The organism is Ensifer sp. LC384, from assembly GCF_001695865.1.
Taxonomy (GTDB): domain Bacteria; phylum Pseudomonadota; class Alphaproteobacteria; order Rhizobiales; family Rhizobiaceae; genus Ensifer.
Genome location: NZ_MBST01000078.1, coordinates 1 through 26026, shown reverse-complemented (window position 1 = coordinate 26026; position 26026 = coordinate 1). Strand labels below are relative to the sequence as shown.

Sequence of the window (26026 nt, the reverse complement as noted above, 5' to 3'; positions counted from 1 at the left end):
GCGCTCAGCCACAAATCGAACGAAGAAAGCGCTTCTCGATGGAATAGAGCTTCATAACGCCCGTTATCCCTTCGGACGGGAGATGCCGGTTCGTTTTTCAAGAAGGAGTCATGGGCATGAAGAACCACTGGAAACAGAGCACCGCCCTCATCGCCCGCGTTACCGCCTTTGCCGGCGTCGAAGCGCAGGCAAGGCAGAGCACGGCTCCGGGGCACGCGGACGGCAGGCAAGCAGGCGGCCACGACGACGGTACCATTATCGTTGCGGGTAACAGCTCCTCCAACTCGTAGAGCAACTCCAGTTCGAACTCGTCATCGAACAGTTCGTCCAATTCCCGCTCGAACGGCTCGGACCGCTCGTACCGTTCCGGCAAGCTGTGGCATACGCGGTGATAGCGAAATCGCAAAAGAGCGGGGACCGGGCAACCGGTCCCCGCTTCTTGCTTTCTGCGGTGGGCTAGCGCGCTGCCGGTGCCATCCGCCGATACCAGCCAGGGCCGGCGATCGTGTTCCGGTAGACGACGTTGCGGCTTATCGCTCCTCATCTGTTTCCGCGCGAATGTCCGCCTTGATCGCGGCATCATCCCGACGAAACGGGATCACCTGAACAAGCGGCGTGGGCAATGACGTCAGATGCGGGTCGTACCGCTCCCCCCCCCCCCGAAAAAAAGGGACGGTTCAGTTCTGGTCGAGCGCCCGCGTGAGGCTGAGCGCCACCAGCGTGCAGATTGCCCCGGAGATCAGATAGCCGCCGATGAAGACGATGCCGAAGCTGGTCGCAAGCCCAAGCGCCACCAGCGGCGCGAAGGCGGCGCCGACGAGCCAGGCCAGGTCGGAGGTCAGCGCCGCGCCGGTGTAGCGGTAGTACTGGGTGAAGCGCGAGGAAACGGCGCCGGAGGCCTGGCCGAAGGTCAGACCGAGAACGGCAAAGCCGATCAGGATATAGGCGTCCTGTCCGGCCCCGCCGGCATCAAGAAGGAAGGGTGCGGAGAAACTGAAGATCGCGATCAGCGTCGCGCCGATCATCAGCTCGGTGCGGCGACCGATGCGGTCGGCGATCACGCCCGACACGACAATGCCGATCACGCCGACGGCTGCGCCCGCGACCTGGACCAGCAGGAACCGGGCGGCTGACTGTCCGCCGTTCAGGATGACCCAGCTCAGCGGGAAGATCGTCACCAGATGGAACATTGCAAAGCTCGCCAAGGGCACGAAGGCACCGAGCACCACGTCCAGCGCGTGCTTGCTCAGCATCTCGAACACCGGCCGGGCCTGCAGTTCCTGTGCCTCCATCGCCGCGCCGAATTCCTTGCTGGCGACGATGCGCAGCCGCGCGAACAGCGCCACGACGTTGATCGCAAACGCCACGAAGAAGGGATAGCGCCAGCCCCAGGAGAGGAAATCATCCTCGGAAAGATTGGCAACGAAATAGCAGAAGATGATGCTGGCGAGCGCAAAGCCTATGGGTGCCCCGAGCTGCGGGATCATCGCATACCAGCCCCGGTGGTTCGGGGGCGCGTTGAGGTTGAGCAAGGATGCAAGCCCGTCCCATGCGCCGCCGAGCGCAAAGCCCTGTCCCAGTCGGAAAAGCGCCAGCAGCGCCACCGCCCAGTAGCCGATCGTCTCGTAGCCCGGAAGGAAGGCGATCGATGCCGTCGAGCCGCCGAGGATCACCAGGGCGATCGTCAGCTTGGTGCCGCGCCCGTAGTTGCGGTCGATCCACATGAAGACGAGGGAACCGACCGGACGGGCGATAAAGGCGAGCGGAAAGATCGCAAACGACATCAGCGTGGCAGCAACCGGGCTGGGTGCGAACGGGAAAATGAGTTTTGGAAAAACCAGGATCGAGCCGAGGCCGTAGACGAAGAAGTCGAAGAATTCCGACATGCGGCCGATGACCACGCCAATGGCTATGCTGCCCGGCGACAGCGGCTTGTCGTCATGGATGCGACGGGCGTCCCGCTCAAGGCCTGAAGACGTAGGATTGACGACCGAGCTCATAAATTCCTCCCGGCGATTTGTGCCGCCTCGTCGGAATGTTGATCAATCAACGTTCGAGATCAAGGAAAGCGGCGAAAAAAACGTGAACTCATCGGCATCTTCCAATGGTCGGCCGGCGAGGATGCCCTAGATTGGGCCTTTGCGGACGTCGCCGTCCACTCTGCTGCGATGCGACAGAATGCTGCAGTGCGACGAACAACCTCATTCCACCGAGCCCGATACGCGATTAGTGCCGACTAGACAAAACGCAAATGGAGCCCGAAATGCCCACTCCATTGAAGCTCGCCGGACGATCGGTCGTTCTTCTCTCTACCCTGGCCCTTGCCGGGTGCGACCTGGTCGTGATGTCGCCCTCCGGCGATATTGCGGCGCAGCAGAGAGATCTGATCGTCGTTTCGACGATCCTGATGCTGATCATTATCGTGCCGGTGCTTTTCCTGACGCTGTTCTTCGCCTGGCGCTACCGCCAGTCCAACACGGCGGCCAGATACGACCCGGAATGGCATCACTCGACCGGCTTGGAAGTCGTCATCTGGTCTGCGCCGCTGGCGATCATCATTGCGCTCGGCGCCATCACCTGGATCAGCACCCACAAGCTCGATCCCTACAGGCCGCTCGACCGGCTCGATGCCAATCGACCCGTTCCCGCCGATACAAAGCCTCTGACGGTCGAGGTCGTGGCGCTCGACTGGAAATGGCTGTTCTTCTATCCGGATTACGGCATCGCCACCGTCAACGAGATGGCGGCACCCGTTGATGTGCCGATCAACTTCAAGATCACCTCATCCTCGGTCATGAACTCCTTCTACGTGCCGGCACTGGCCGGCATGATCTATGCGATGCCCGGCATGCAGACCAAGCTGCACGCCGTCATCAACGAAAAAGGCGAATACGAAGGCCTGTCGTCAAACTATAGCGGCGACGGGTTCTCGCACATGCGCTTCAAGTTTCACGGGCTGGAGCAGGCGGGCTTCGACGATTGGGTCGCAAGGGTCAAGCAGAACGGCACCATGCTCAACCGCGACAGCTACCTGAAACTCGAAAAGCCGAGCACCAAGGAACCGGTCCGTTACTACGCCAGCGTCGAGAACGGACTTTACGAAGCGGTGCTCAACATGTGCGTGCGCACCGGCCAGATGTGCATGAACGACATGATGCACATCGACATGATGGGCGGTGCCGGCGTCGAAAGCCACGAGAACCGCGCCAAGCTCGAGCATGACAACCGCCATGCGGGGGAAACGGGCCATGCCGGCGAAGCGGCACCGGGCGCCACCTTCCCGGCAACAGGCAATCCATCAAAGAGCGAAGAGCCGGCCGAAGGCATCGACAACGAGCCGCAGTCGATGAACCACGACATGCACAACATGGAAGGCGACCAGAAGGCGCCCGCCGAGAACCAGGACGGCCCGGTGCCTGCGCAGTTGAACAACGCCGGCATCACAAAGCCCTGACGCCCGCATTTCAAGAGAATTTGGATAGCCCTATGTTCGGTAACACCAACCTCACACAATTCATCTTCGGGCGGCTCACCTTAGAAGCGATCCCCTATCACGAGCCGATCCTGGTGGCGACGTTCATCGCCGTGGCGATCGGTGGCCTCGCCATCCTGGCGCTGATCACCAAATACAGGCTCTGGGGCTACCTCTGGAACGAGTGGTTCACCAGCGTCGACCACAAGAAGATCGGCGTCATGTACGTGATCCTGGCGCTCGTCATGTTGATGCGCGGCTTTGCCGACGCGATCATGATGCGGCTGCAGCAGGCGATCGCCTTCAACGGCAATGAAGGCTATCTCAATCCGCATCATTACGACCAGATCTTCACCGCCCATGGCGTGATCATGATCTTCTTCATGGCCATGCCGTTCGTGACCGGCCTGATGAACTATGTCGTGCCGCTGCAGATCGGCGCGCGCGACGTCTCCTTTCCGTTCCTCAACAATTTCTCGTTCTGGATGACGACGGCTGGTGCCGTCATCATCATGATGTCGCTGTTCGTCGGCGAGTTCGCCCGCACCGGATGGCTCGCCTATCCGCCGCTTTCGGGTGCCGATTACAGTCCGGGCGTCGGCGTCGACTATTACATCTGGGGCCTGCAGGTGGCGGGTGTCGGCACGACGTTATCAGGCATCAACCTGATCGCGACCATCGTCAAATTACGCGCGCCGGGGATGACGCTGATGAAGATGCCCGTCTTCACCTGGACGTCGCTCTGCACCAACATCCTGATCGTTGCAACCTTCCCGATCCTGACGGCCACGCTCGCCTTGCTGTCGCTCGACCGCTACGCCGGCACCAATTTCTTCACCAATGACCTTGGTGGCAACCCGATGATGTATGTGAACCTCATCTGGATCTGGGGCCATCCGGAAGTCTATATTCTCATCCTGCCGGCCTTCGGCATCTTCTCGGAGGTCGTCGCCACCTTCTGCGGCAAGCGCCTCTTCGGTTACGCCTCCATGGTCTATGCGACCTGCGTAATCATGATCCTGTCCTATCTCGTCTGGCTGCACCACTTCTTCACCATGGGGTCGGGCGCATCGGTCAACGCCTTCTTCGGCATCACCACGATGATCATCTCGATCCCGACGGGGGCGAAGATGTTCAACTGGCTGTTCACCATGTATCGCGGCCGCATCCGCTACGAAGTGCCGATGCTGTGGACCGTCGGCTTCATGGTCACCTTCGTCATCGGCGGCATGACCGGCGTCATGCTGGCGATCCCGCCGGCCGATTTCGTGCTGCACAACTCGTTGTTCCTGATTGCCCACTTCCATAACGTCATCATCGGCGGCGTCGTCTTCGGCTTGATGGCGGGCCTCGTCTACTGGTGGCCGAAGGCCTTCGGCTACAAGCTGGATCCGTTCTGGGGCAAGATGAGCTTCTGGTTCTGGCAGATCGGCTTCTTCTTCGCCTTCATGCCGCTCTACGTGCTCGGCCTGATGGGCGTCACCCGCCGCGTGTCGCAGTTCGAGGATCCGTCGCTGCAGATCTGGTTCGTCATCGCCGCCTTCGGCGCCGTCCTGATCGCACTCGGGATCGCTTCCTTCGTCATTCAGCTTATCGTCAGCTACCTCAGGCGCGATCAGCTGCGCGACACGACCGGCGATCCGTGGCACGGCCGGACGCTGGAGTGGTCGACCTCCTCGCCGCCGCCGGAATACAACTTCGCCTTCACCCCGGTCGTGCACGATCACGACAGCTGGTACGACATGAAGAACCGCGGCTACGAGCGCCCGCTCGGCGGCTTCAAGCCGATCCATATGCCAAGGAACACTGGAACCGGCGTCATCCTCGCCGGCATCAGCGTCGCGCTCGCCTTCGCGCTGATCTGGTACATCTGGTGGCTGGTGATCGTTTCGTTCGTTGCCATGCTGGCCGTGGCGATCGGGCATACGTTCAACTACAAGCGGGATTTCTACATCCCCGCAGCGACCGTGACGGCAACGGAAGACGCCCGTTCCGAACTTCTGGCGGAGCGGAGCTGAGATGACCAACAAGACCCAAGTTGAAGCAACCGAAGCGCCGCAGTTCTACCTTGAGGAGGAGCACCATCCCGAAGGCAGCACCATGCTCGGCTTCTGGATCTATCTGATGAGCGACTGCCTCATCTTCGCAGTCCTCTTTGCCACCCACGGCGTGCTCGGGCGCAATTATGCGGCCGGTCCGTCACCGGCCGATCTGTTCGATCTGTCGCTTGTTGCCTTCAACACGGCGATGCTTTTGTTCTCCTCGATCACCTATGGCTTTGCCATGCTCCAGATGGAGCGCAACGCCAGGATGGAGACGATCTTCTGGCTCGGCGTGACAGCCGTGTTCGGCCTGGCGTTCCTCGGCGTGGAACTCTACGAGTTCTATCACCTGATCCTTGAGGGGGCCGGCCCGACACGCAGCGCCTTCCTGTCGTCGTTCTTCACCCTGGTCGGCACGCACGGCCTGCACGTCACCTTCGGCATCATCTGGATCGTGACGATGATGGTGCAGGTCAAGATGCATGGCCTGATCCCCGAGAACCGCCGCCGGCTGATGTGTCTGTCGATGTTCTGGCACTTCCTCGACGTCATCTGGATCGGCGTCTTCTCCTTCGTCTATCTGATCGGAGCCATCGGATGAGCCCACAGCCACACAGCCTCGCCCATGAAGATGCCAGCCAGGCCCATCATGGCCACAGCCACGGTCACCAAGCGGGCCATGGCTCGCTTAAGAGCTACATGATCGGCTTCGTGCTTTCCGTCGTCCTGACCGCCATTCCCTTCAGCCTGGTCATGAGCGGCGTGCTCGACAGCAAGATGATGACGGCCGTGCTCGTCATGGGCCTCGGTGCCATCCAGATCGTCGTGCACATGGTCTTTTTCCTGCACATGAACCCGCGCTCGGAAGGCGGCTGGACGATGATGGCGCTGATCTTCACCCTCATCATCGTCGGCATTGCGCTCGCCGGTTCGCTCTGGGTCATGCATCACCTCAACGTCAACATGATGCCCATGACGCACGAGATGATGAAGAACATGCCATGACGGCCCGTTGACGGGGGTGGCCATGAACGAGCGTGCGGCAGACATGAAGGCGGGCGCGCGGCCCTCGCGCTCCCGCCTCGTTCTCACCGTCGCCCTGTCGGTGCTGGCGGTGGTTTTCATCGCTCTCGGCTCCTGGCAGGTGCAGCGTCTCTTCTGGAAGCTCGACCTGATCGCCCGTGTGGACGCCCGCGTTCATGCCGAACCGGTGCCGGCTCCGCCCCCGCCGGAATGGCCCGGCATCAGCGCGGAAAAGGACGAATATCGTCGCGTGACCGCACAGGGCACCTTCGACCATGAACGGGAAGTGCTGGTTCAGGCGGTCACCGAACGCGGCGCCGGCTTCTGGGTGGTGACGCCGATCGTCCAGGAGGACCGTTCGACCATCCTGATCAATCGCGGCTTCGTCCCGTCGGATCGGCGCGATGCTGCCGGGCGCGCTCAAGGCGAGACGTCCGGTATCATCGATGTCACCGGCCTCCTGCGCATGTCCGAGCCGGGCGGCGGCTTCCTGCGCTCCAACGACCCGACAGGCGACCGGTGGTATTCCCGTGACGTCGTTGCGATTGCCAAGGCCAAAGGTCTGGCGAATGTCGCGCCCTACTTCATCGATGCCGACGCCACGCCCAATCCGGGTGGCCTGCCGGCTGGTGGTCTGACGGTGGTCAGCTTTCGCAATAGCCACCTCGTTTATGCGGCAACCTGGTATGTGCTGGCACTGATGAGCGCGACGGGCATCTTCGTCGTTCATCGCTCGCGAGTGGGTTGAGACCCTAGCCGTCTCCTTGTCGCCCTTCGTCTCCGTCGCAGCCGTTGGTCAGTCTGCTTCCGGCGCATTGCGGCCGGTGCATTCGTGGGGATAGCCACCGAGATGGCGCGCTCCACCATCCCGCCAACGAAGCCCGCTCGCAAGCCCGCCTGCGAGAAGCGGCAGGTGCTTGTTAACCATTTGTTAACCATCCGTCGCCTAGATCCTGGCAACGAAAAATTAACGAAGATGATCAAAGTGCTAACAGACGCTCGTTCGATCCGTATCAAGGGCCGCTCGTTCCTGAGCCTCGCGCTGTCGCCGGAGCTACCGCTCGATTCGTGGCTGACGCGGCTTGACGACCTGGCCGCACGCTCGGCGGGCTTCTTTCTCGGCCGGCCGGTGGTGCTCGACATCGTCGATCTCGAAATCGACCGGCCACAGTTGAAGGGCCTGCTCGACGAACTCGCCAAGAGGAATGTCCGGGTCCTGGGCATTGAGGGCGGGCGTCCCTCCTTGTTCGAGCCGGGCATGCCGCCATCGATGAGAGGCGGCCGACCGGCGCCGGATTTCGAGGCAGCGGCAGGCGAATTGATCGCCGGAGAGCCAAAGGCACCTGAGGCTGTCTCCGTCGTCGGCCAGGAAACGCCGGCGGCCAGAGCGACAGCTTCGATCATCGTCAGGGAGCCCGTTCGCTCCGGACAATCGGTGATCTTTCCGGAAGGCGATGTCACCGTGATCGGGTCGGTCGCATCCGGTGCGGAAATTATCGCCGGCGGTTCGATCCATATCTACGGAGCGCTCAGGGGGCGGGCGCTGGCGGGGTCGGTGGGCAACACTTCGGCGCGCATCTTCTGCCGCCGGCTCGAGGCGGAACTGCTGGCCATCGATGGTGTCTACAAGACCGCCGACGACATGGCGGCCGAGCTTCGCGGACAATCGGTGCAGCTTTGGCTCGAAGACGACTCGATCATGGCAGAGAGACTTAACTGAGCCGGCTGCCGGCCAGGAAACAGGAGCGGAAGATGGCGAAAGTAGTTGTTGTTACATCGGGCAAAGGCGGCGTCGGCAAGACGACGTCGACCGCTGCTCTCGGCGCAGCGCTCGCGCAGCGCAACGAGAAGACCGTCGTCGTCGATTTCGATGTCGGCCTGCGCAATCTCGACCTCGTCATGGGTGCCGAGCGCCGGGTCGTCTATGACATGGTCAACGTCATTCAGGGCGACGCCAAGCTGCCGCAGGCGCTGATCCGCGACAAGCGCCTGGACACGCTCTTCCTGTTGCCGGCATCGCAGACCCGTGACAAGGACAGCTTGACGCCGGAAGGCGTCGAGCGTGTCATCAACGATCTGAAGAAGCATTTCGACTGGATCATCTGCGATAGCCCGGCCGGGATCGAGCGCGGCGCCACGCTTGCCATGCGCCATGCCGACATGGCCGTCATCGTGACCAATCCGGAAGTCTCGTCGGTCCGCGACTCCGACCGGATCATCGGCCTGCTCGACGCCAAGACCGAGAAGGCGGAACGGGGAGAGCGGGTCGAGAAACACCTGCTCCTGACCCGCTATGACGCCCTGCGCGCCGAGCGTGGCGACATGCTGAAGGTCGACGATGTCCTGGAGATCCTGTCTATCCCGCTGCTCGGCATCGTTCCCGAGAGCATGGACGTGCTCAAGGCATCCAACATCGGCGCTCCGGTGACGCTCGCCGACAGCAAGTCCGCCCCGGCGCTCGCCTATCTCGACGCAGCCCGCCGGCTTGCGGGCGAAACCGTGCCGATGACCATTCCGGGCGAAAAGCGCGGTCTGTTCGGCAAGATCTTCGGACGGAGGGCAGCATGAGCATTTTCCGTTTCTTCAAAAAGCAGAGTTCGGCCCCGACGGCGCGCGAGCGACTGCAGGTCCTTTTGGCGCATGAGCGGGCCTCCGTCGGTCAATCGGATCTTGTGGCGCTGCTGCGCGAAGAGATCCTTGCGGTCATCTCCAAGCACGTTCAGATCGACGACGACAAGGTCACGGTCAAGATGGACCGGGGCGAACACGTGACGACGCTGGAAGTCGATATCGAGATCCCGATTGCTGCAGGCGCTCGGGCGGCCTGATAACTGGCCCCAGTGCGTGATATCGGGCAGCGGGGGTATTGATCGATTGGATCAGCTTGCCCTGCTGCCTGACGCATCCCGCCATCCTGTGCTACTGCATGATTTTGCAGCGTCCGTAGCGCGTCATATTCGGCGCGCGGCACTGTAGGGCTCCGCCATGTCTCTTGAGCAAGTGGACTGTATTGTCGCGGGAGCCGGCGTTATCGGGCTTGCTGTCGCGCGCGCGCTTGCACAGGCGGGCCGCGAGGTGATCATTGTCGAGGCGGCTGACCGCATCGGCAGCGAAACGTCGTCCCGCAACAGCGAAGTCATCCACGCCGGGATCTATTATCCGGCGGGCAGCCTGATGGCACGTTTGTGCGTCGAAGGCCGGACATTGCTTTACGCCTATTGCCGGGAACGCGGCATCCCCCACCGGCAGTGCGGAAAGCTGATCGTGGCGACCTCGGCGTCCGAACTTGAGCAACTGCCTGATATCGCGGCCCGGGCGGCAAGGAATGGCGTGCCGGATCTCCGGCAAATCTCGGCCGCGGATGCCCGCATCCTCGAACCGGCGCTTGCCACGACCGGCGCCCTCCTGTCGCCGGCGACCGGCATCATCGACAGCCACGCCTACATGATGTCGCTGCTCGGCGATGCCGAGAATGCCGGCGCGGTTCTCGCGCTCAACAGTCCCGTCGAGCGGGGCAAAGTGGCCGATAGCGGTGTCGTCGTCGATGTCGGCGGCGCCGAGCCGGTGAGCCTTGCCTGCCGCCTGTTCGTGAACGCCGCCGGCCTCGCCGCACCGAAGCTGGCGCGCCGACTTGAGGGCATGCCTCTCGCGCTGGTGCCGAAGGAATACTATGCCAAGGGCGATTATTTCTCGCATGTCGGCAAAGCGCCGTTCTCGCGATTGATCTACCCCGTGCCGGTCAAGGGCGGCCTCGGGATCCATCTGACGGTCGACATGGCCGGCCAGGCGCGCTTCGGCCCCGATATCGAGTGGGTCGACGCATTGAATTATGACGTCGATCCGGCGAAGGCTGCATCGTTCTACGCCGGTGTCCGTCGCTATTTTCCTGACCTGAAGGACGGCGCGCTCGTGCCAGCCTATTCCGGTATTCGCCCGAAGATCGTGCCGCCCGAAGTGGCGAGCCAGGATTTCGTCGTTCAGGGGCCAAGCGTGCACGGCGTACCCGGACTGATAAATCTGTTCGGCATCGAGTCACCCGGCCTGACCGCATCTCTGGCGTTGGCGAAGCTTGTCGCAGAAATCTAGGGTCAGGGCCCTAGCCCCGGCCGCAGCTCAGCCGTCGCTTGAGTTGCAAGAGAACGCGGCAAGGCTTGAATGGCCGATGCCAGCTTTTCCGTGCCCTTGCGCAATTCATCCGGGGTAAGCGAGGCATAGCCAAGGACCATGCCGGCCAGGTCCGGCTTGCGTTCGAGATAGAGCGGCGACACGGGGTGGATGCCAATCCCCGCAGCCCTGGCGGTCTCGATCAGCCGCGCCTCATGCTGCGCGCCGATCTCACGAAACCAGACGACGACATGCAGCCCGGCCGATGTGCCGACGATTTCTATCCGTTCGCCAAAGGATGATTTCAGTGCCCCAATCAGGGCGGCACGACGCTCGGCATTGGACCGACGCATCTTGCGGACGTGTCGCTCGTATGAGCCGGCTTCCAGCAGGATTGCGAGCGCCTCCTGCTCGAGGCTGGGGCTATGACGATCGGCGAGCTGCTTGCATCGGGTGAAGAGGTCGATCAACGGGCTGGGAACGACGAGATAGCCCAATCTGAGGGCAGGTGAGAGCGTCTTCGAAACCGTGCCGACATAAATGACTCGATCCTGATCCGATTGGAACAACGGCGGTATCGGCTTCACGTCGTAGCGGTACTCGCCATCGTAGTCGTCCTCGATGATATACGCTCCGACGGCATAGGCCCATTGCAGCAGCGCATCCCGCCTGTTCTGCGGCAAGACGCCGCCGAGCGGGAACTGGTGGCTCGGCGTGACATAGGCGAGAGCTGATTTTCCGTGGTGCGGCAGGTCCTGCACGAGAAGGCCGGCATTGTCGCAGGAAACAGCAACGATTTCAGCGCCGGCGGCGGCCAGAACATTGCGTGCCATGGCATAACACGGCTCCTCCACGATGACGCGATCGCCGATATCGACGAGTGCGCGGGTGCAAAGATCCAGCGCTTGCTGCGAACCGGAAACGACGACGATCTGATCGGCATCGCAGCGGATGCCGCGTACGCGCCAGAGATAGCCCTGGAGTTGCTGCCTCAGGACGGCGGAGCCTGCCGGATGTTCATAGGAAAGGCTGTCGCGGCGGCGCAGCAGCGCTGCATTCATCGCCCGCCGCCATAGCAGCGTCGGAAAGTCGGCAGCCGCAATGTCGCCGTAGCGGAAATCGAACTCCAGTGCCGGCCGCCTCTCCGGATAATGGATCGGAAGCTGCATCAGTCGGGCAGCATAATCGGACATCGGCCATTCCAGGCGATCCTCAGCTGGTCGCCCATGCCGTGTTCCTGGCGCGGCCATATCCGAGACGATCGACGCTGAGCCCTGGTGGCTGATCACATATCCCTCGGAGACGAGTTGATCAAAAGCCGAGGTCACTGTGGTGCGTGACACGCCCAATTCTTCGGCGAGCGCACGGCTCGATGGCAGTCTGTCACCGGGCGCATAGACACCGGCGCCGATCTGTTCGCGCAGATCGAGGTAAATGCGGCGGGCAGCGCCCGTACGTCTTGATTTCGCGCTATCCAGCTGGCCCAATGAAAATCTCCGTAACTGGATATTTATTTTGTGCCAGTTAACGCCGATGCTGTGCCGAGTTCAAGGAGAGTTCGATGTACACGCCGCCAGCTTTTGTGGTCGACGACACCGGCGAAATCCACGCTATGATGCGGGCGTGCCGTATCGCCAACTTCATTACGGCGACGGCGGAGGGACCAGTCGCGACACCGCTCCCCATGCTTCTGGACGCAGAAGAAGGGGAAAGGGGTACGCTTTATGCCCATCTCGCCCGCCCCAATCCGCAGTGGCAAACGCCTGTGATCGGCGATGCTCTCGCTGTCTTCATGGGTCCAGACGCCTACATCACCCCGGCCTGGTATGCCGCGAAATCCGAGCATGGAAAGGTGGTTCCGACATGGAACTACACCACCGTCCAGGCGAGGGGCCCGGTCGAATTCTTCGATGATCCGGCTCGGCTGCTCGATATCGTCAAGCGGCTGACCGACCTCCATGAGCGGACAGCCGCGAAACCGTGGGCCGTCAGCGATGCGCCCGCGGCGTATATCGCAGCGCAATTGCGTGGCATCGTCGGAATTCGAATGCCGATCACGCTGTTGGCAGGCAAACGCAAGTTGAGCCAGAACCGCCCCGAACCGGACAGAGTGGGTGTCAAGAACGGCCTTTCGGAAAGTTCTCGCGACTTTGACCGCGCCATCGCGGACATGATCCCCGTTCCATCCCCGTTATCGTGAGACAAGAGCATGTTCAGGCATGATTTCGATCCACAGCCGGCACTGAGCGGCGAGGCCATTCTCCTCAGGCCCTTGCGGCCGAACGACCTCGAGGGACTGTATTCTGCAGCAGGCCATCCTGATGTCTGGGCGGGTCACCCGGCAACGGACCGCTACAAGCGGGAAAAGTTCGAGCCTTACTTCTCACTGCTGCTCGAAAGCGGGGCGACGCTTGTGGCTGTCGATCGGCAGACCGAAGAGATCATCGGATGCTCCCGCTATTACGTCGCACCTGACATGCCGGACAGCATCTCGATCGGCTTCACTTTCCTCAGCAACGCCTATTGGGGCGGCGGCACCAATTTTGAGCTGAAACGGCTGATGCTCGGTCATGCCTTTCACGCCTATCCCGATGTCTGGTTTCATATCGCGCCCACGAACATTCGTTCGCAAAAGGCAACCGCCAAGCTCGGTGCGACACATGTCTATGATGCAACGCTGGACCTGTCGGGTTCGCCGTCACCATGGATGTGCTTCCGCCTGCGGCAGGACGATTGGAACCGTGTCGTGGAGAGCAAGGCGGGGCGGCTTGATCCTTCGCAGGGGGCCTGGAGGCGTAGCAGTTACTCTTCCTTGAAACCCAATGACGTGCCGGGAAGGTAGAGCGAAATCGGCCGGATTTCATAGGTTGCCGTCGGGTTGGCCCGACGCAGTTCACGGGCTGCCGCCACAGCTGCCTCCAGCGTTGGAAAATCCACGACGTAGAAGCCGAGCAGTTGCTCCTTGGTTTCGGCAAAGGGGCCATCGATGACCGTGCCCTCGCCTTTGCCTCTCAGCGTCACCGCGCCTTGGGTTGGGCCAAGCCGTGCGGCGGGCCCTAAGGATTTTTCTCGCACGAGGCGATCGTTGACCTTGAGCAGGTCGGTCATCAACGCGGTGTCCTCCTCCTCCGTCCAGGATTCGACCACTCCCTCTTCGTGATAGGCGAGGATGGCGTAATACATGAAACATCTCCCTTGCGCGTCTTTGGTTTTCGCCCGGTCAGGCAAGCGTCGAAAGCGTGCCGGATGAGCCTCGCCGCGACTATATGGCCGGATCGGCGCGCAGACTACGGGCGTGCAGGTTTCAGTTGACGCGAGGGTTCGAGACTTTCGACAAACTGGGCAAGAAGCTCTCGGTCGAAATGGCCCTTCGATCCGAACATCATTTGAACTGTCTCGGCCGGACAAAGGCAGTCTTCCCGTGGGAGGCGCTCACGGTTTCAACAAACTGTCGCACAGGGAGCGTATCGGAGACGGCAAAGCAATCTTGATGTCCGCGCCACGTGTGGCGGCGCCGACGTTTGGTGGGTATGGCATGCGCACGTCTAGAATACTGGCCGGACTGATCGAACGGCACGACGAACTGGAGCTCAAGCTCGATTTTCTCGAGTGCACCAGCACCGCTCTGAGCGATGATGGCACACTCACCGAGTTGCGACACACGCTCAAGGAGATCAGACGAGACATCGCCCGCAACAGGGCCCGTTCCCGCTGAAGTCTGTCGGCGTCAACGGCATCGTTGGCGCGCGCCTGGCTACTTCTTCGCCACCAACCAACGGCGGCACGCAGCGCCTGTTTTCAGCCCCGCCTGCTTCAATGCGGATACCGCAACGTCGGGATGCGGACGCTACCTATTCCGTGTGCCTGACGATGGCTGGGACGATCGTGCCCGAGTCCTGCCTGTGCAACTCATGGCCCCCGCTCGCGATCGGAAGGAATTCGGAAGCGGGCACAGCATCGGAAATCGCCATCCCGTGCCCGACCGAGAAGATGGGGTCGGTGGTGCCATGGATCACCAGGAGCGGCGCTTCGAGCGATTTGAGCTTGCCTTTGACGGTGTCGCCGCCCTGCAGCATGAAGTGGTTCGTGGCGGAGAGGAAGCCGCCCGAGCGATCATAGTCCTCCTCGATGAAGGCGCGGATCCGGTCCGCGTCGTGGGGATGCGCGGTGCTCGCGATCATGCGGGCATCCCTGACCATGAAATCGATCACCTGGCCGCGGTCCGACCAGTCAAGGCTTTTGCCCGTTGCAGCGTTGCCCTGCCGCCCAGGTTGACCGTGTCCGGGGCGACGGGCAAGTTGCGTTTGTCATAGCTTACGAAACGGATGGATTCCGATAGCCCCTCTGAGCCATGAACCGAAATCTTCAGGCCGGCTGGTGCCGGCAAAAATATGATTGGAACTGTTATGCCTCAACTGACCCTTGATCTCGCCAACGGCATCATCGACGGCGCATTCGGCGCGGCGGCAAAAGCCCGGCTGAAGCCGCTTTCGGTGGCCGTGCTCGATGCCGGCGGCCACCTCGTCGCCTTCCAGAAACAGGACGGATCCTCGATGCTGCGTTTCGAGATCGCGTCGGGAAAAGCCTATGGCGCGCTTGCCGTCGGCATGGGCTCGCGGTGGCTGAACAACACCGCGATCGAGCGGCCGCACTTCATGCAAGGCCTCTCGGCCGTCTCCGGCGGCCGCATCGTGCCGGTGCCCGGCGGTGTCCTGGTGCGCACGACCGATGGCGATCTGCTCGGCGCGGTCGGCATCACGGGGGATACGTCTGACAATGATGAGGCCTGTGCCATCGCCGGCATCGAGGCCGTCGGCTTCTTGGCCGACGCCGGATAACAGGCGCCTGGTCGACAACCGCTTGACGGTCAAATCGATCGCTGTGCGCTTGCGGCAGTCCCGTGCTTATCGTCGGCAAGCGACCAGGGCACCCGATCGATTGTCTTTCTGCGCTCACGCGCAGGCGCGTGGCGGCCTAGTCGACCAGGCTGCAGCCCAGCCGCTGCAACTCGCGATCAACCCAGGACCTGTCGGTCGTTCCTGAAAGCGTCGCCGCCATCTGCTTCGCTTCGGCGTCGTGTTTGGCCCGCGTTGCCTTCAGAACCGCCTCGGCATCCGCCTTCGGAACGCAGACGACACCATCGATGTCGCCAAGCATCAGGTCGCCCGGATTGATGACCATGCCGGCGATGGAAATCTGGAAGCCGATTTCGCCTGGGCCGGTGCGGTAAGGGCCGCGATGTGTGACGCCAAGCGCGTAGAGCGGCAAGTTCTGGGCGCGGATGGCCTCGGCGTCCCGGATCGCGCCGTTGAGGACGAAGCCGGCGACGCCGCGCTTGACCGCGTGCGCCAGCATCAGTTCGCCCATCAGCGCATTGGTGGTGTCACCGCCGGCATCGACGACGATCACGTCGCCCGGTGCCGCCATGTCGATCGCCTTGTGCAGCATCAGATTGTCGCCCGGGCAGGTCTTGACCGTTAGCGCCGGGCCGGCAAGCACGCCGCCACTATGCATCGGGCGCAGTCGGTCACCGCCGGCGACAAGCCGCGACATGCTGTCGGACACGTTGGCGACCGGCAGGACGCGGAATGCCTCGACATAGGAGGCGTCGACGCGTTCCATGCTGTTCTTCACTCTGAAACCGATGGGCATATCTTCTTTCCTTCTGGAGCTCCGGAGCGTTTCCGTTTCAAACGGAGTCGCGGAAACGCTCTATCTCATTGTTTCTACGCATTTCCTGACGGAAAGCCGCTTCGCACTTTTCCTGGAAAAGCTTCAGGCGATCGCCCTGCGCAGGCCAAGGCTCTGCGGTGTCGCAAGGCTGAAGGCGTCCGGCGCTTGGCCGCTGAGGACGCTGATGATGTGGCGCGCGGCAATCTCGGCCATCGCTTTCGACGAACCGTGCGTGACACCACCGATGTGTGGCGTTGCCAGCACCAGCGGCGAGGCCCATAGCGGGTTGTCGGCGGCCGGCGGTTCGGCGGCGAAGCTGTCGAGCGCCGCGCCCGCGATGCGCTTTTCACCCAACGCGCGGGCAAGCGCCGCCTCATCGATGATGCCGCCGCGGGCCGTGTTGACGATGAAGGACGTCGGCTTCATCAGCGCCAGACGACGGGCATCGATCAGGTGGTGCGTCTCTACCGTCAAAGGGCAATGCAGGCTGACGATGTCGGCGCGGCGGACAAGCTCGTCGACGTCGTCGATGGCGGCGATGTTTTCCTGTGCGAGCGTGGCTACGGCATGCGGATCGTAGACAATCACGTCCATGCCGAGTGCGCGCGCCATAGCGGCGGTTTCGCGGCCGATCGAACCATAGCCGATGAGCCCCATGAGGGTGCCGGCGATGTCGCGTCCCATGAAGGTCGGCTTCGGCCATTGGCCGCTTTTCACCGCCGCGGTCAACGGTCCGATCTCCTTGATCAGCGCCAGCGAAAGCGCGATCGTGTGTTCGGCGACGGCGCGCGCGTTCGAACCCATCGAGCGCAGCACCGGTATGCCGCGATCGGCTGCTGCCTGGATGTCGACATTGTCGACGCCGACGCCATGCTTGACGATGACCTTCAGCTTCGGCGATGCGGTAATGACGGCCTCGTTGATCTGGCCCTGCCGGACCATGATCGCGTCGACGCCGAGATCGGCCGCGCGTGCGGCGACCACATCCGAGGCGTCGTAGGGCGGAGAAAAGAAGACGTCGCAGTCATGGGCGTTGAGCAGCTCGACGGCACTCTCGGCAATCCTGTTGTGGGTGACGAGGACGCGCCATTTTCGGTCCGTATGTCTCTCGGCGGTGGGAAAGTCTGACACTCTGTTCTCCAGGATAGATGCGGGGACGTCGGGCGAGCGGATCAGCCCGTGGACCGCGCCAGCAATGCGCGGGCGCGCGTCACGATCGGCAGATCGACGAACTTGCCCTCAAAGGTGAAGGCGCCGATCCCGGCCTGCGCGGCGTCATCGGCAGCAGTGATCAGGCGGCGGGCACGGTCGAGTTCTTCTTCGGACGGTGAAAAGCCGTCGTTCAGCAGGGGAACGACACTCGGATGAATGCAGGTGGCGCCGTCGAAGCCGAAATCCTTGGCTTCTCTGATCGCCGCGGAAAGGGCCGCCTTGTCGGCATAGTCGGCGGTGCTGCGCAGCAGCCCGAAGGATAAAACGCCGGCCGCTTTCGCGGCGTAGTGGATCATCAGTTTCGGCACGCGCAGAACTTCGGGTGTCGGCTGGGCGCCCATGGAGGTCGCAAGGTCTTCGCCGCCGGCGGAGAGGGCAAACACCCGCGGACCTGCGGCGATCGAAGTGGCGTTCAACAGCCCGGCCGGATCCTCGATCAGCGGTGCAAACCACGTCCGTGACCGGTTCGCGGCCGCTTCCAACGGTTGGAGATGCCTGTCGAGCCTGTGGAGAATTTCGGGCGACGATACCTTGGGGATGTAGAGCGCCCGCGCGCCCGCCTCGCAGGCGGCGCTGGCGTCGGCCAGCATCGTCATCTCGTCATGGGTGTTGATGCGGACGATCACCTGAGCGCCGCCTCGCCCAACCATCGGCACCGTTCGAGCAAGTGCTGCCCTTGCCGCGTCCTTTTCGTTGACCGCGACCGCGTCCTCAAGGTCGATGATGATGGCGTCGGCCCCGCGTTGGTGGGCCTTTTCCAGAAAACGGGGCGAGCTGCCGGGAACATAGAGTAGCGAGCGCAGCATCATTCGGTTCGGCCTCCCATGATCAGGTCGATTTCGTCGGCCGACAGGCCGACTTCGTTGAGCACGTCGCGGGTGTTTTCACCAAGCGCCGGCGCCGGGTTGCGCCAGACGCCCGGCGTCGCCGACATTCGCGGCAGGATGTTGTGCATCGGCAGCGAGCCGTGCTCGCGGTCCTCCACTTCGGTGAAGACCTCACGCTCGATGAAATGCGCGTCGCTGAAGGCATCGGCGATGTTGTAGACCGGCCCGACCGTCGCGCCGGCCCGGCGCATGACGTCGAGTGCGTCGTCGCGCCCCCTTGTCGCAAACCAGGCGCCGACAGCCTCATCGACCAGCGGCCGGTTGCGAACCCGGTCGGTATTGGTGGCGAACCGCGGATCGGCGATCATTTCGGGGCGACCGATGATCTCGAAGATGCGCTTGGCGACCGCCTGGGTGGAGCCGGAAAGGGCGACATATTTGCCGTCGGCGCATCGGTAGACGTTGCGCGGCGATGTCGTGTTGGAGCCGCTGCCAACCCGTTCCTTGATCTTGCCGGTTGTCTTGTAGATCGCGGCCTCGGGCCCGAGCACCGAGAACATCGGCTCCAGCAGCGACAGGTCGATCACTTGCCCGCGTGCGATGCCGCGCTGACGCGCCAAAAGCGCCATGCTGACGGCCGAAGATCCGTAGATGCCGGCGATCATGTCGGCGAGCGCCAGCGGCGGTAGCACCGGCTCGCGATCGGCAAATCCGGTGCGGGCGGCAAAACCACTCATCGCTTCCACCAGCGTGCCGAACCCCGGCAGAGTGGCGTAAGGGCCGGTCTGGCCGAAGCCGGAAATGCGCACGATGATCAGGTCGGGATTGCGGGCAAGCAGCGTCTCCGGCGCCATGCCCATCTCTTCGAGTGTCCCGGGGCGGAAGTTCTCGATGAAGACATCTGCCGTATCGAGCAGCTTCAGCATGGCATCCATTGCCGCCGGTTCGCGAAGGTTGAGCATGACCGAACGCTTGTTGCGGCCGTAGGTCTTCCAGTAGAGCGAGCTTCCGCCGTCGCGCCAGTCGCGCAAGGGATCGCCGACCGGCGGCTCGACCTTGATCACGTCGGCGCCGAAATCGCCGAGCTGCAGCGACAACATGTTGCCGGCAACCAGGCGCGACAGATCGACGACGCGAATGCCGTCAAGCGGCCCTTTCGCGTCAGTGTCGAAGCTTTTGGGTTTACTGGTCATGGGGTGCTCCGCGTCCACGTGATGCTCCGCATTCACGGGCTCAGGCCTGCGGCCGGGATTGCGCGGCAAACAGCGTTGAGGCTTCCGGCGGCACATAGACGAAGACATGTTTGTCGGCGACCTCGCGCGCGGTCTGGACGCGGAAGGTGCTGCCCGCACCTGTCAGCTCGTACTGATAGACGGAGCCGAGATAGGAACCGCCCTGGATGGTTGCCGGCACGACGTTCTCTCCGGCGCTGCCGACGATCTGCAGCCGTTCCGGGCGCACGGCGATCACGACATTCTCGTCCGCACCGTTCCTGCCGGTGTTCGCCTTGATCACGGTTCCGTCGTCGAGACGAACATTGGCGATGCCCGCGGCGCGATTGACCACGGTGCCCGTCAGGAAGTTCGAGGAGCCGATGAAGTCGGCGACGAAGGTATCGGCCGGCGTTTCATAGATCTCCTTTGGCGTGCCGAGCTGGCGGATGCGGCCGGTGTCCATCACCGCGATGCGGTCGGAAACCGCCAGCGCTTCGGCCTGATCGTGCGTCACGTAAACGGTCGTGACGCCGAGCCGCTCCTGAAGTTCGCGCAACCAGACGCGGGCGCGTTCGCGCAGCTTCGCATCCAGATTGGACAGTGGTTCGTCGAGCAGCAGCAGGCCCGGTCGATAGACGAGTGCCCGGGCGAGCGCCACGCGCTGCTGCTGGCCGCCGGAAAGCTCGAAAGGATAACGCTCCGCAAACTTTGCCATCTCGACCAGCTCAAGCGCTTCCTTGATGCGCTTGTCCTGCTCGGCGCGGCCGATCTTGCGCAGTTTCAGCGGGAAGGCGAGGTTTTCCGCCACCGACATATGCGGCCAAAGCGCGTAGCTTTGAAAGACGAGCCCGATGTTGCGCTGTTCCGGCGGCACCACCGTTCCGGTCCTGCCGTCGAAGAGCACGCGGTCGCCCATGCGGATTGCACCCGACGTCGCGTGGTTGAGCCCGGAGATCGCAAAAAGCGTCGTCGACTTGCCGCAGCCGGAGGGGCCGAGCAGCGTCAGGAATTCACCCTTCGGAATGGTGAGCGAGACCTCGCTGACGGCCTTGTAGGAACCGTAGTTGATGGAGAGATTGTCGAGGATGAGATCAGCCATAGATCTTGGCTCCCAGCAGACGGCGCGCCATGAAGACGAACAAGGCCGTGATGATGACTTGGATGGTTGCAAGGGCGGAGACGGGACCGTTGTCGCCCTGCGCATAGAGCTGCAGCATGGTCGAGCCGATGATTTCGGATCCCGGCTGGTAGAGGAAGACTGCCGTCACATACTCCTTGAAGAAGTGGATGAAGAGCAGCGCGAAGCTTGAAAACAGCGCCGGTTTCAAGAGCGGCAGGACGATGCGGGTCACCGTCGTCCACCAGTCGGCGCCGGAAATGCGCGAGGCGCGGTCAAGCTCTTCGCCGATCTGCGACAGCGCTGGCGCGATGGCGCCGAAACCGATCGGAATGTAGCGCACGACAAAGGCGGCGATCAGGATCCAGATCGTTCCGCGGATCATGTCGAGGCCCGGGATCCAGACGACGGCATAGAAGAAGCCGAGGCCGGCAATGATGCCGGGCAGCGAGCGCGGGAACAGGGCGACATATTCCAGCGCACGACGGAAGCGGAATTCGGAGCGCTTGGCGACGAGCGCGATGAGCACGACACAGGCAGTTCCGATGATGCCGCCGAGGAAGGAGATGATCACGGAATTGAGGATGGCTCTGACATAGCCCGGCTGATTGAAGATCAGCTCGAAGTTGGCAAAGGTCAAAAGTTTCCAGAAAGGAACCAACGGCGTCAGGAAGCTGACGCTGGCGCGCATGAAGATGCCGGCAAAGACGGCGACGATGGTGAAGAGCACATAGGCTGTGACGGCGGCGAAGGCGACCCAGCGCCAGTGTCCGAGATCGACGAGCGAGGGACGGGAGGCCTTGCCGCGCACCGTCACGAAGCGGCCGCTGTCCTTCATCAGCCGGCCCTGCAGCCAGACGAGCAGACCGACGATGACAAGCAGCATGACCGCGCCGGCGCCGACGATGCCGTAGTCGGATTGCACCGCCGCGTTGATGCCCTGGTCATAGAGGAAGGTTGTCACCGTATGGATGCCGCTCGGGCCGCCGAACACCAGCGGGATCGCCAGCATCTCGATACCGATCACGAAGTTCAGCACCGCGGAATAGACCATCGCCGGCCGCATCATCGGAACGGTAATGCTGATCAGCGCCCGCATGGGGCTGGCTCCGGCCGAGCGGGCGGCGTCCTCGAGCTGGGCGTCGGCCTTGGTGACGGCGCCGATGCACATGAGGTAGGCGAGCGGCGCCTGGCTAAGCCCGGCGACGATGCTCATGCCGGTCAGGCTATAGAGGTTCCATGGGCTGAGCCCGGTGCTCGCCTTGAAAGCGAGGGTGATGTAACCCGACGGGCCGTACATGGTGAACCAGCCGAAGGCCATGACGAGGTTACTGACGAACAGCGGCCAGATCAGGATCTCGCCGATCCATTGGCGCCCGGGCAGATTGGTGCGGCCGACGATGACGGCCATAACCGAGCCGAAGAGCTGGGCGACGACCATGGTGACGACGGCGAAGAAGAGCGTGTTGAGCACGATCTTGCCCATGCCCGCCTCGGTAAACAGGCGAACGAAGTTGCCTGCGGTGACGACGGCGTCGGGCTTGTAGAGCGGCCGGTCGAGAAAGGCCTGGAGAATGATGGGCGCGATCGGCCCGATCACCAGGATCGTCGTCAGGATGCTTACGGCCCAGAAGGTGATGGTCGACCGGTCACGCGTGGCGCTCGGTGCCGACCCTGCTGAGAGCTCGGTCATGGCAATAGTCCTCGAAAGCCGTCCGCATACGCGAAGAGACGGTCGTCAGGCTTCGTAGAGTTGAAAATGAGGGCAGAGGAACCGCCGGCCGACCTTTTCGCGGCCGGCGCTCCTCAAGCCGAGGCCGGTTAGAGCGTTTCCGATACACACGGAATCATCGAAACGCTCTATCCCTTTGTTTTTAGGCAATTCCGGACGCAAAACCGCTTCGCACTTTTGCTGGAATTGCTCTAGTTACCGGCCATCGCAGCGGTCCACTTGGTGGCAAAGCCCGCAGCGTCGTCGATGAGCGCCTTGTCGAAGCCGACGGCGATCAGGTTTTCCATGCCGACCTTGGCGGCGATCGCCTGATAGGTGTAGCGCACCTGGGCTTCGTCGACATCTTCGCGATAAGGGGTCAGTCCGCCCTTGCCGACCTGGGTCTGGCCCTTCTGGCTGAGCAGGTAGTCGACGAACAGCTTGGCCGAGTTCGGGTTGGCCGCCTCGCTCGGGATGCCGAGGCCGCGAAGCATGACCGGGGTGCCGTCATCGGGGAAGGCAAAGCCGAGAATCTCGCCGCCGGGTTGCTCCAGGCGCGGGAAGATGGTGATGCCGGAGACGGCGATGCCGACGAGATATTCGCCGGTGGCGATCTTTTCGTTCATCGGGCCGCCGGAGACTTCGCCACGGATCATCGGACCGATTTCGCGCAGGCCCTTCCAGCCGTCGTCACCCTTGACCTGCAGGGTCTTCCACCAGGCAGCCAGCCCGAAGGAATTGCGGGCGGCGTCATAGGTGGTGATCTTGCCGTCGAATGTCGCCTTGTCGGCCGCGGCCGCCTTGACCAGCGAGGCGAAACCGGTCGGGCGCTGGCCCTCCGGCAGCAGGGCTGCATTATAGGTGATGACGAGCGGGTCCGCCGACATCACATAGATGCCGGGGTAGGGATTGGCGAAGCCCGGCAGGCGTTCGGTTTCCGGGCTCGGATAGTCGAGCATGCGCGCTTCGCTGCCGTAACGTGCCCAGCGATCGTTTGCGCCCGAGACCAGGACATCGGCGGTGCGCGCGCCGCTGCCGGCCTCCGCTTCCCAGCGGGTGTGCACGGTGCCGGAACCGAGGTCGAGCGTTTCGATCTTGATCCAGGGATAGAGTTCGTTGAAGCCCTTGATCACCGGCTGCCAGTTGTTGTCGGCCATGTTGGAGTAGACGACGAGGCCGACCTCCTTGCGCGACGCTTCGACGATCTGGCCGTAGTCGGCCGGATAGTAATCGGGCAGCTTCGGCTCCTGGGCAAAGGCGCTGGTCGAGAGCGTGGCCGATGCGGCCAACAGCCAACCGGCAAGCTCCCTTTTCAAATAGGACATCAATTCCTCCCGTGGGTTTTCCCATTTTTGAAGATGCGTCGCGAAAGCTCCTCACTTGCACGACGCGCGGCCTCGACCGTCGCCTCGGTGACACGATCAAGATTGTTGGCGATCCGCTCGCGCGGACCGGAGATGTTGACAACGGCGACAATGCGACCGTCGGGATCGCGGATGGGTGCCGCGACGCCGGCAGCGCCCTCGACCCGGCCGTAGAGATTGGCGACATAGCCTTCCCGGCGCCCGGCGCTGACGCGCTCGGCAATGGCTTCGGGGTCGTCCTCATCAGGGACGGAGCGCCGCAGATAGGCCTCGAGATCCTGATCCGAGAGGCCGGAAAGCAGCATCAGTCCGCTTGCCACATAGTGGGCAACACGCTGCGTGGCGATGTCCCGGTCATAGCGGATCTCGCGTATGGGCAGGATCTTGTTGAGATAGCGGACCTGCCGGTCATCCGTCAGCACGGCAATGAAACCGGTCTCCTCGACCGCCGCAACTGTTTCACGAAGGATCGGCTCCGCGACCCTCAGGATCGTGCCCCAGCCGCTGTTTGCCTCCGACGGCTCGCCGGGCAGCCGGATCAGCAGATAGCGCCCGTCCGTTTGGCGGACCACATATCGGGCATCGACCAGCGTGCGCAGGAGAAGCAGGGTGCTGCTCTTCGGCAGAGCAAGGGCCTGCACGACGTCGGCGAGCGCGACGGCTTCGCTACGTGACGCCAGCCACTCGATCAGGTCCAAAATTCTTTCCGCGCCGCGGCCGCTCATTGCTGATTTTTCCCTTGTTCAATATATTGAACGCGTGCTATATAGTGAACTTACCGAGCGCGACCGCCCTTGTCAAGGTGCGGTCCTTATTGTCGTTTCGTGGGGTGTTCTCTCGCGTAAGGGCGCGCCAGGCAGGCAGGGTCCGGCTGTCGGGTTCAGTCGGGAATCATTCGATGCGCTCGCTGATGCAATCGAGCCGTGCCGTCATTTCAGTCCGCAACAAATCTTGAAATGGCCGATCAAACGCTCGCCTCCATTGGCAGGCAGGCTCCTTGCGAGCCCGGTCGTCGACCATTGCTGTTGAGGCGTAAGGATGACCTGGCCAGTGTTCGAATGAGGAGTGAACATATGCGTAAGCCTAAACCTACTGCCGCAGGGCGCCCGATCCCCGTACCAGGTTACAAGCCGGTGGCATTGCCGGCCGTGCGGGCTGCTCATCTGATGCTGAAAAGCAAGCGCGATGCTGAAGTTAGCCACGCCCAGAGGACGGTGACCATGCGCATCGTCAACCAGTTCGATCGCGATACCGACTGACGATCGGGCGCCCGCTTCCCGCGCGCGCCGCCCGAACTTAGAGGCCAAGACTACCGGGGATTGGCCTCCCACGACCTCTGAAAGCAGCGGGCGGCAAGGATCCGACGTAGCCGCCCAGCGAAGGCGACCGATCAATTCGTGGAATCGGGCGAGACCACTTCCCATTTTCCAAACAGCGTCAAGCCCGCTGCCTTCGCCAGTGCCACGGACGCATGGTTGTCGAGCTGGCATCGGTACTGGGGCTCGACGCCCTGTTCGTAGGCATACTTGCTGATTGCGCGGACGACGTTACGCGCATGACCCTTGCCCCTGAAGGCTGGGAGCGTCAGGACGCCGGTGTCGGCGATCGGGGCATCCTCCCAGGGGTACATGCTGGCTGCACAGACAAGGCGACCCTGCTCGAAGGCGCCAAACACCGCCCAGTGGTCCAGTTCCACATAGGCGTCGTCCAGATCCTGCTTCGACGCGGCATCTTCGAAGGCGCCAAAGACTGCATCATCTCGCGCTGTCAGCCGGCGCAAGTCGCCCGTCACTTTATCTCGCAACAGCGAATTCCTGCAGGCTTCAGGGAAATAGAATAGATAGTCGGCGCCATTCAGAGTGACCGATGCTTCGGCGAGTATCCGACGAAAGGCCGGCTCGCTGAGGTCCGGTCGTCGTGCGAGGTCCAGGCGATCGGCGAGTGCGGGCGTCAACACCGCCATCGTCTGGCCGTCGATGGCTTCCAGCACCATCACCCTGTTTTCATCGCTCAAATCGGGGTTTACCGAGACAATAAAGCCGTCATCGCGGCGAAGCACATCGCCGCTCAGGAAGGTTCTCCGCCAGAACTCGGTTATCTCTCGTGCAAACACAGACATAAGTCACCTCAATCTGGTTGGCCAATGCCGACACGAATCGTGTCGTTCGTGTGAGGTCAGGGCCCCGCTTGACGGCAGAAATAGCATGTACGAATAATAGATCAAGTAGTCGATTAATTAAAATATAACCTGTCTCTTATACACATCT

The 26026-nt window shown here is 62.5% G+C and carries 29 protein-coding genes; 15 read left to right on the top strand and 14 right to left on the bottom strand.

Translation table 11 applies throughout. From position 1 onward, the window contains the following. The first annotated feature begins 116 nt into the window (after nucleotides 1-116). On the top strand, nucleotides 117-290 hold the full coding sequence (locus tag BC363_RS35250; RefSeq protein WP_161952502.1) for a hypothetical protein: 174 nt from the start codon (nucleotides 117-119) through the stop codon (nucleotides 288-290). 387 nt (nucleotides 291-677) lie between these two features. On the opposite strand, the gene BC363_RS30755 is transcribed toward BC363_RS35250, so the two are convergent. Continuing rightward, a complete protein-coding gene (locus BC363_RS30755) occupies nucleotides 678-2000 on the bottom strand; it encodes an MFS transporter (protein ID WP_065785071.1) in 1323 nt (440 codons plus the stop codon). A 263-nt stretch (nucleotides 2001-2263) separates the two neighbouring features. Between BC363_RS30755 and cyoA the strand changes: the two genes are divergently transcribed. The 5 genes from cyoA to BC363_RS30730 are packed head-to-tail and all read left to right on the top strand — an operon-like array spanning nucleotide 2264 to nucleotide 7285. Next, nucleotides 2264-3454 (top strand): ubiquinol oxidase subunit II, encoded by a 1191-nt coding sequence (gene cyoA / locus BC363_RS30750; RefSeq protein WP_065785070.1) that lies wholly within the window; start codon nucleotides 2264-2266, stop codon nucleotides 3452-3454. A gap of 32 nt (nucleotides 3455-3486) precedes the next feature. Next, nucleotides 3487-5490 (top strand): cytochrome o ubiquinol oxidase subunit I, encoded by a 2004-nt coding sequence (cyoB, locus tag BC363_RS30745; RefSeq protein WP_065785069.1) that lies wholly within the window; start codon nucleotides 3487-3489, stop codon nucleotides 5488-5490. Nucleotide 5491: 1 nt separating this feature from the next. Next, entirely contained in the window at nucleotides 5492-6115 is a 624-nt protein-coding gene (cyoC, locus tag BC363_RS30740; RefSeq protein WP_065785068.1) for a cytochrome o ubiquinol oxidase subunit III, read from the top strand. Continuing rightward, on the top strand, nucleotides 6112-6519 hold the full coding sequence (cyoD, locus tag BC363_RS30735; protein WP_065785067.1) for a cytochrome o ubiquinol oxidase subunit IV: 408 nt from the start codon (nucleotides 6112-6114) through the stop codon (nucleotides 6517-6519). Before cyoC ends, cyoD begins: the two co-directional genes overlap by 4 nt. Before the next feature lie 22 nt (nucleotides 6520-6541). Next, nucleotides 6542-7285, top strand: coding sequence for an SURF1 family protein (locus BC363_RS30730; protein WP_244519980.1), 744 nt, complete (start codon nucleotides 6542-6544; stop codon nucleotides 7283-7285). Between the two features lie 48 nt (nucleotides 7286-7333). Here the strand turns inward: BC363_RS30730 and BC363_RS36280 are convergent, their stop codons facing one another. Then, entirely contained in the window at nucleotides 7334-7465 is a 132-nt protein-coding gene (locus tag BC363_RS36280) for a hypothetical protein (RefSeq protein WP_280137950.1), read from the bottom strand. 48 nt (nucleotides 7466-7513) lie between these two features. Between BC363_RS36280 and minC the strand changes: the two genes are divergently transcribed. The 4 genes from minC (at nucleotide 7514) to BC363_RS30710 (ending at nucleotide 10623) form a co-directional block, all read left to right on the top strand. Next, entirely contained in the window at nucleotides 7514-8257 is a 744-nt protein-coding gene (gene minC, locus BC363_RS30725; RefSeq protein ID WP_065785066.1) for a septum site-determining protein MinC, read from the top strand. Nucleotides 8258-8289: 32 nt separating this feature from the next. Next, complete coding sequence (gene minD / locus BC363_RS30720) at nucleotides 8290-9105, top strand: septum site-determining protein MinD (protein ID WP_065785065.1); 816 nt, start codon at nucleotides 8290-8292, stop codon at nucleotides 9103-9105. Further along, entirely contained in the window at nucleotides 9102-9365 is a 264-nt protein-coding gene (minE, locus tag BC363_RS30715; RefSeq protein WP_065785064.1) for a cell division topological specificity factor MinE, read from the top strand. Before minD ends, minE begins: the two co-directional genes overlap by 4 nt. Before the next feature lie 157 nt (nucleotides 9366-9522). After that, the gene (locus BC363_RS30710) at nucleotides 9523-10623 is read left to right on the top strand and encodes an NAD(P)/FAD-dependent oxidoreductase (RefSeq protein ID WP_065785063.1); all 1101 of its coding nucleotides are present in this window, start codon (nucleotides 9523-9525) and stop codon (nucleotides 10621-10623) included. A gap of 2 nt (nucleotides 10624-10625) precedes the next feature. Here the strand turns inward: BC363_RS30710 and BC363_RS30705 are convergent, their stop codons facing one another. After that, complete coding sequence (locus tag BC363_RS30705) at nucleotides 10626-12128, bottom strand: PLP-dependent aminotransferase family protein (RefSeq protein ID WP_065785062.1); 1503 nt, start codon at nucleotides 12126-12128, stop codon at nucleotides 10626-10628. A 74-nt stretch (nucleotides 12129-12202) separates the two neighbouring features. Here BC363_RS30705 and BC363_RS30700 point away from each other — a divergent pair, with 74 nt between their 5' ends. Then, nucleotides 12203-12841, top strand: coding sequence for an FMN-binding negative transcriptional regulator (locus BC363_RS30700; RefSeq protein ID WP_065785061.1), 639 nt, complete (start codon nucleotides 12203-12205; stop codon nucleotides 12839-12841). Between the two features lie 9 nt (nucleotides 12842-12850). Continuing rightward, entirely contained in the window at nucleotides 12851-13483 is a 633-nt protein-coding gene (locus BC363_RS30695) for a GNAT family N-acetyltransferase (RefSeq protein WP_065785060.1), read from the top strand. Here BC363_RS30695 and BC363_RS30690 read toward each other — a convergent pair. Further along, on the bottom strand, nucleotides 13444-13824 hold the full coding sequence (locus BC363_RS30690; RefSeq protein ID WP_065785059.1) for a YciI family protein: 381 nt from the start codon (nucleotides 13822-13824) through the stop codon (nucleotides 13444-13446). The genes BC363_RS30695 and BC363_RS30690 overlap by 40 nt on opposite strands. 352 nt (nucleotides 13825-14176) lie before the next feature. On the opposite strand from BC363_RS30690, the gene BC363_RS30685 reads away from it, so the two are divergent. Further along, a complete protein-coding gene (locus BC363_RS30685) occupies nucleotides 14177-14356 on the top strand; it encodes a hypothetical protein (RefSeq protein ID WP_141690503.1) in 180 nt (59 codons plus the stop codon). 136 nt (nucleotides 14357-14492) lie between these two features. Here BC363_RS30685 and BC363_RS30680 read toward each other — a convergent pair whose 3' ends face one another. Beyond that, complete coding sequence (locus tag BC363_RS30680) at nucleotides 14493-14822, bottom strand: alpha/beta hydrolase (protein WP_141690502.1); 330 nt, start codon at nucleotides 14820-14822, stop codon at nucleotides 14493-14495. 225 nt (nucleotides 14823-15047) lie between these two features. On the opposite strand from BC363_RS30680, the gene BC363_RS30675 reads away from it, so the two are divergent. Further along, nucleotides 15048-15479: a heme-binding protein gene (locus tag BC363_RS30675; RefSeq protein WP_065785052.1), complete on the top strand. Its 432-nt coding sequence runs from the start codon at nucleotides 15048-15050 to the stop codon at nucleotides 15477-15479. A 136-nt stretch (nucleotides 15480-15615) separates the two neighbouring features. Here the strand turns inward: BC363_RS30675 and BC363_RS30670 are convergent, their stop codons facing one another. The 8 genes from BC363_RS30670 to BC363_RS30635 form a co-directional block, all read right to left on the bottom strand. After that, the gene (locus BC363_RS30670; protein ID WP_065785050.1) at nucleotides 15616-16293 is read right to left on the bottom strand and encodes an RraA family protein; all 678 of its coding nucleotides are present in this window, start codon (nucleotides 16291-16293) and stop codon (nucleotides 15616-15618) included. Between the two features lie 123 nt (nucleotides 16294-16416). Beyond that, complete coding sequence (locus BC363_RS30665; protein ID WP_065785046.1) at nucleotides 16417-17445, bottom strand: hydroxyacid dehydrogenase; 1029 nt, start codon at nucleotides 17443-17445, stop codon at nucleotides 16417-16419. Between the two features lie 41 nt (nucleotides 17446-17486). Beyond that, nucleotides 17487-18335 carry a CoA ester lyase gene (locus tag BC363_RS30660; RefSeq protein ID WP_065785044.1) on the bottom strand — a complete coding sequence of 283 codons (849 nt, stop codon included), beginning with the start codon at nucleotides 18333-18335 and terminating at the stop codon, nucleotides 17487-17489. Next, complete coding sequence (locus BC363_RS30655) at nucleotides 18332-19546, bottom strand: CoA transferase (protein WP_065785043.1); 1215 nt, start codon at nucleotides 19544-19546, stop codon at nucleotides 18332-18334. The genes BC363_RS30660 and BC363_RS30655 overlap by 4 nt, the downstream gene beginning before the upstream one ends. A gap of 40 nt (nucleotides 19547-19586) precedes the next feature. Further along, complete coding sequence (locus BC363_RS30650; protein WP_065785039.1) at nucleotides 19587-20666, bottom strand: ABC transporter ATP-binding protein; 1080 nt, start codon at nucleotides 20664-20666, stop codon at nucleotides 19587-19589. After that, nucleotides 20659-22377: an iron ABC transporter permease gene (locus tag BC363_RS30645; RefSeq protein ID WP_065785037.1), complete on the bottom strand. Its 1719-nt coding sequence runs from the start codon at nucleotides 22375-22377 to the stop codon at nucleotides 20659-20661. Before BC363_RS30645 ends, BC363_RS30650 begins: the two co-directional genes overlap by 8 nt. A 230-nt stretch (nucleotides 22378-22607) precedes the next feature. After that, complete coding sequence (locus BC363_RS30640) at nucleotides 22608-23720, bottom strand: extracellular solute-binding protein (protein WP_065785035.1); 1113 nt, start codon at nucleotides 23718-23720, stop codon at nucleotides 22608-22610. Next, the gene (locus tag BC363_RS30635; RefSeq protein WP_065785033.1) at nucleotides 23720-24484 is read right to left on the bottom strand and encodes an IclR family transcriptional regulator C-terminal domain-containing protein; all 765 of its coding nucleotides are present in this window, start codon (nucleotides 24482-24484) and stop codon (nucleotides 23720-23722) included. Before BC363_RS30635 ends, BC363_RS30640 begins: the two co-directional genes overlap by 1 nt. Before the next feature lie 348 nt (nucleotides 24485-24832). Between BC363_RS30635 and BC363_RS34930 the strand changes: the two genes are divergently transcribed. Then, on the top strand, nucleotides 24833-25018 hold the full coding sequence (locus BC363_RS34930; RefSeq protein ID WP_141690501.1) for a hypothetical protein: 186 nt from the start codon (nucleotides 24833-24835) through the stop codon (nucleotides 25016-25018). A gap of 131 nt (nucleotides 25019-25149) precedes the next feature. Here BC363_RS34930 and BC363_RS30630 read toward each other — a convergent pair whose 3' ends face one another. After that, on the bottom strand, nucleotides 25150-25818 hold the full coding sequence (locus tag BC363_RS30630) for a GNAT family N-acetyltransferase (protein WP_202618641.1): 669 nt from the start codon (nucleotides 25816-25818) through the stop codon (nucleotides 25150-25152). Between the last annotated feature and the right edge of the window lie 208 nt (nucleotides 25819-26026).

Bases quoted from the DNA above. Each gene is read 5' to 3' on its own strand.
- BC363_RS35250 (WP_161952502.1), top strand. From the start codon at position 117: ATGAAGAACCACTGGAAACAGAGCACCGCCCTCATCGCCCGCGTTACC.
- BC363_RS30755 (WP_065785071.1), bottom strand. From the start codon at position 2,000: ATGAGCTCGGTCGTCAATCCTACGTCTTCAGGCCTTGAGCGGGACGCC.
- cyoA (WP_065785070.1), top strand. From the start codon at position 2,264: ATGCCCACTCCATTGAAGCTCGCCGGACGATCGGTCGTTCTTCTCTCT.
- cyoB (WP_065785069.1), top strand. From the start codon at position 3,487: ATGTTCGGTAACACCAACCTCACACAATTCATCTTCGGGCGGCTCACC.
- cyoC (WP_065785068.1), top strand. From the start codon at position 5,492: ATGACCAACAAGACCCAAGTTGAAGCAACCGAAGCGCCGCAGTTCTAC.
- cyoD (WP_065785067.1), top strand. From the start codon at position 6,112: ATGAGCCCACAGCCACACAGCCTCGCCCATGAAGATGCCAGCCAGGCC.
- BC363_RS30730 (WP_244519980.1), top strand. From the start codon at position 6,542: ATGAACGAGCGTGCGGCAGACATGAAGGCGGGCGCGCGGCCCTCGCGC.
- BC363_RS36280 (WP_280137950.1), bottom strand. From the start codon at position 7,465: ATGGTTAACAAGCACCTGCCGCTTCTCGCAGGCGGGCTTGCGAGCGGG.
- minC (WP_065785066.1), top strand. From the start codon at position 7,514: ATGATCAAAGTGCTAACAGACGCTCGTTCGATCCGTATCAAGGGCCGC.
- minD (WP_065785065.1), top strand. From the start codon at position 8,290: ATGGCGAAAGTAGTTGTTGTTACATCGGGCAAAGGCGGCGTCGGCAAG.
- minE (WP_065785064.1), top strand. From the start codon at position 9,102: ATGAGCATTTTCCGTTTCTTCAAAAAGCAGAGTTCGGCCCCGACGGCG.
- BC363_RS30710 (WP_065785063.1), top strand. From the start codon at position 9,523: ATGTCTCTTGAGCAAGTGGACTGTATTGTCGCGGGAGCCGGCGTTATC.
- BC363_RS30700 (WP_065785061.1), top strand. From the start codon at position 12,203: ATGTACACGCCGCCAGCTTTTGTGGTCGACGACACCGGCGAAATCCAC.
- BC363_RS30695 (WP_065785060.1), top strand. From the start codon at position 12,851: ATGTTCAGGCATGATTTCGATCCACAGCCGGCACTGAGCGGCGAGGCC.
- BC363_RS30690 (WP_065785059.1), bottom strand. From the start codon at position 13,824: ATGTATTACGCCATCCTCGCCTATCACGAAGAGGGAGTGGTCGAATCC.
- BC363_RS30685 (WP_141690503.1), top strand. From the start codon at position 14,177: ATGCGCACGTCTAGAATACTGGCCGGACTGATCGAACGGCACGACGAA.
- BC363_RS30680 (WP_141690502.1), bottom strand. From the start codon at position 14,822: ATGATCGCGAGCACCGCGCATCCCCACGACGCGGACCGGATCCGCGCC.
- BC363_RS30675 (WP_065785052.1), top strand. From the start codon at position 15,048: ATGCCTCAACTGACCCTTGATCTCGCCAACGGCATCATCGACGGCGCA.
- BC363_RS30670 (WP_065785050.1), bottom strand. From the start codon at position 16,293: ATGCCCATCGGTTTCAGAGTGAAGAACAGCATGGAACGCGTCGACGCC.
- BC363_RS30660 (WP_065785044.1), bottom strand. From the start codon at position 18,335: ATGATGCTGCGCTCGCTACTCTATGTTCCCGGCAGCTCGCCCCGTTTT.
- BC363_RS30655 (WP_065785043.1), bottom strand. From the start codon at position 19,546: ATGACCAGTAAACCCAAAAGCTTCGACACTGACGCGAAAGGGCCGCTT.
- BC363_RS30650 (WP_065785039.1), bottom strand. From the start codon at position 20,666: ATGGCTGATCTCATCCTCGACAATCTCTCCATCAACTACGGTTCCTAC.
- BC363_RS30645 (WP_065785037.1), bottom strand. From the start codon at position 22,377: ATGACCGAGCTCTCAGCAGGGTCGGCACCGAGCGCCACGCGTGACCGG.
- BC363_RS30640 (WP_065785035.1), bottom strand. From the start codon at position 23,720: ATGTCCTATTTGAAAAGGGAGCTTGCCGGTTGGCTGTTGGCCGCATCG.
- BC363_RS30635 (WP_065785033.1), bottom strand. From the start codon at position 24,484: ATGAGCGGCCGCGGCGCGGAAAGAATTTTGGACCTGATCGAGTGGCTG.
- BC363_RS34930 (WP_141690501.1), top strand. From the start codon at position 24,833: ATGCGTAAGCCTAAACCTACTGCCGCAGGGCGCCCGATCCCCGTACCA.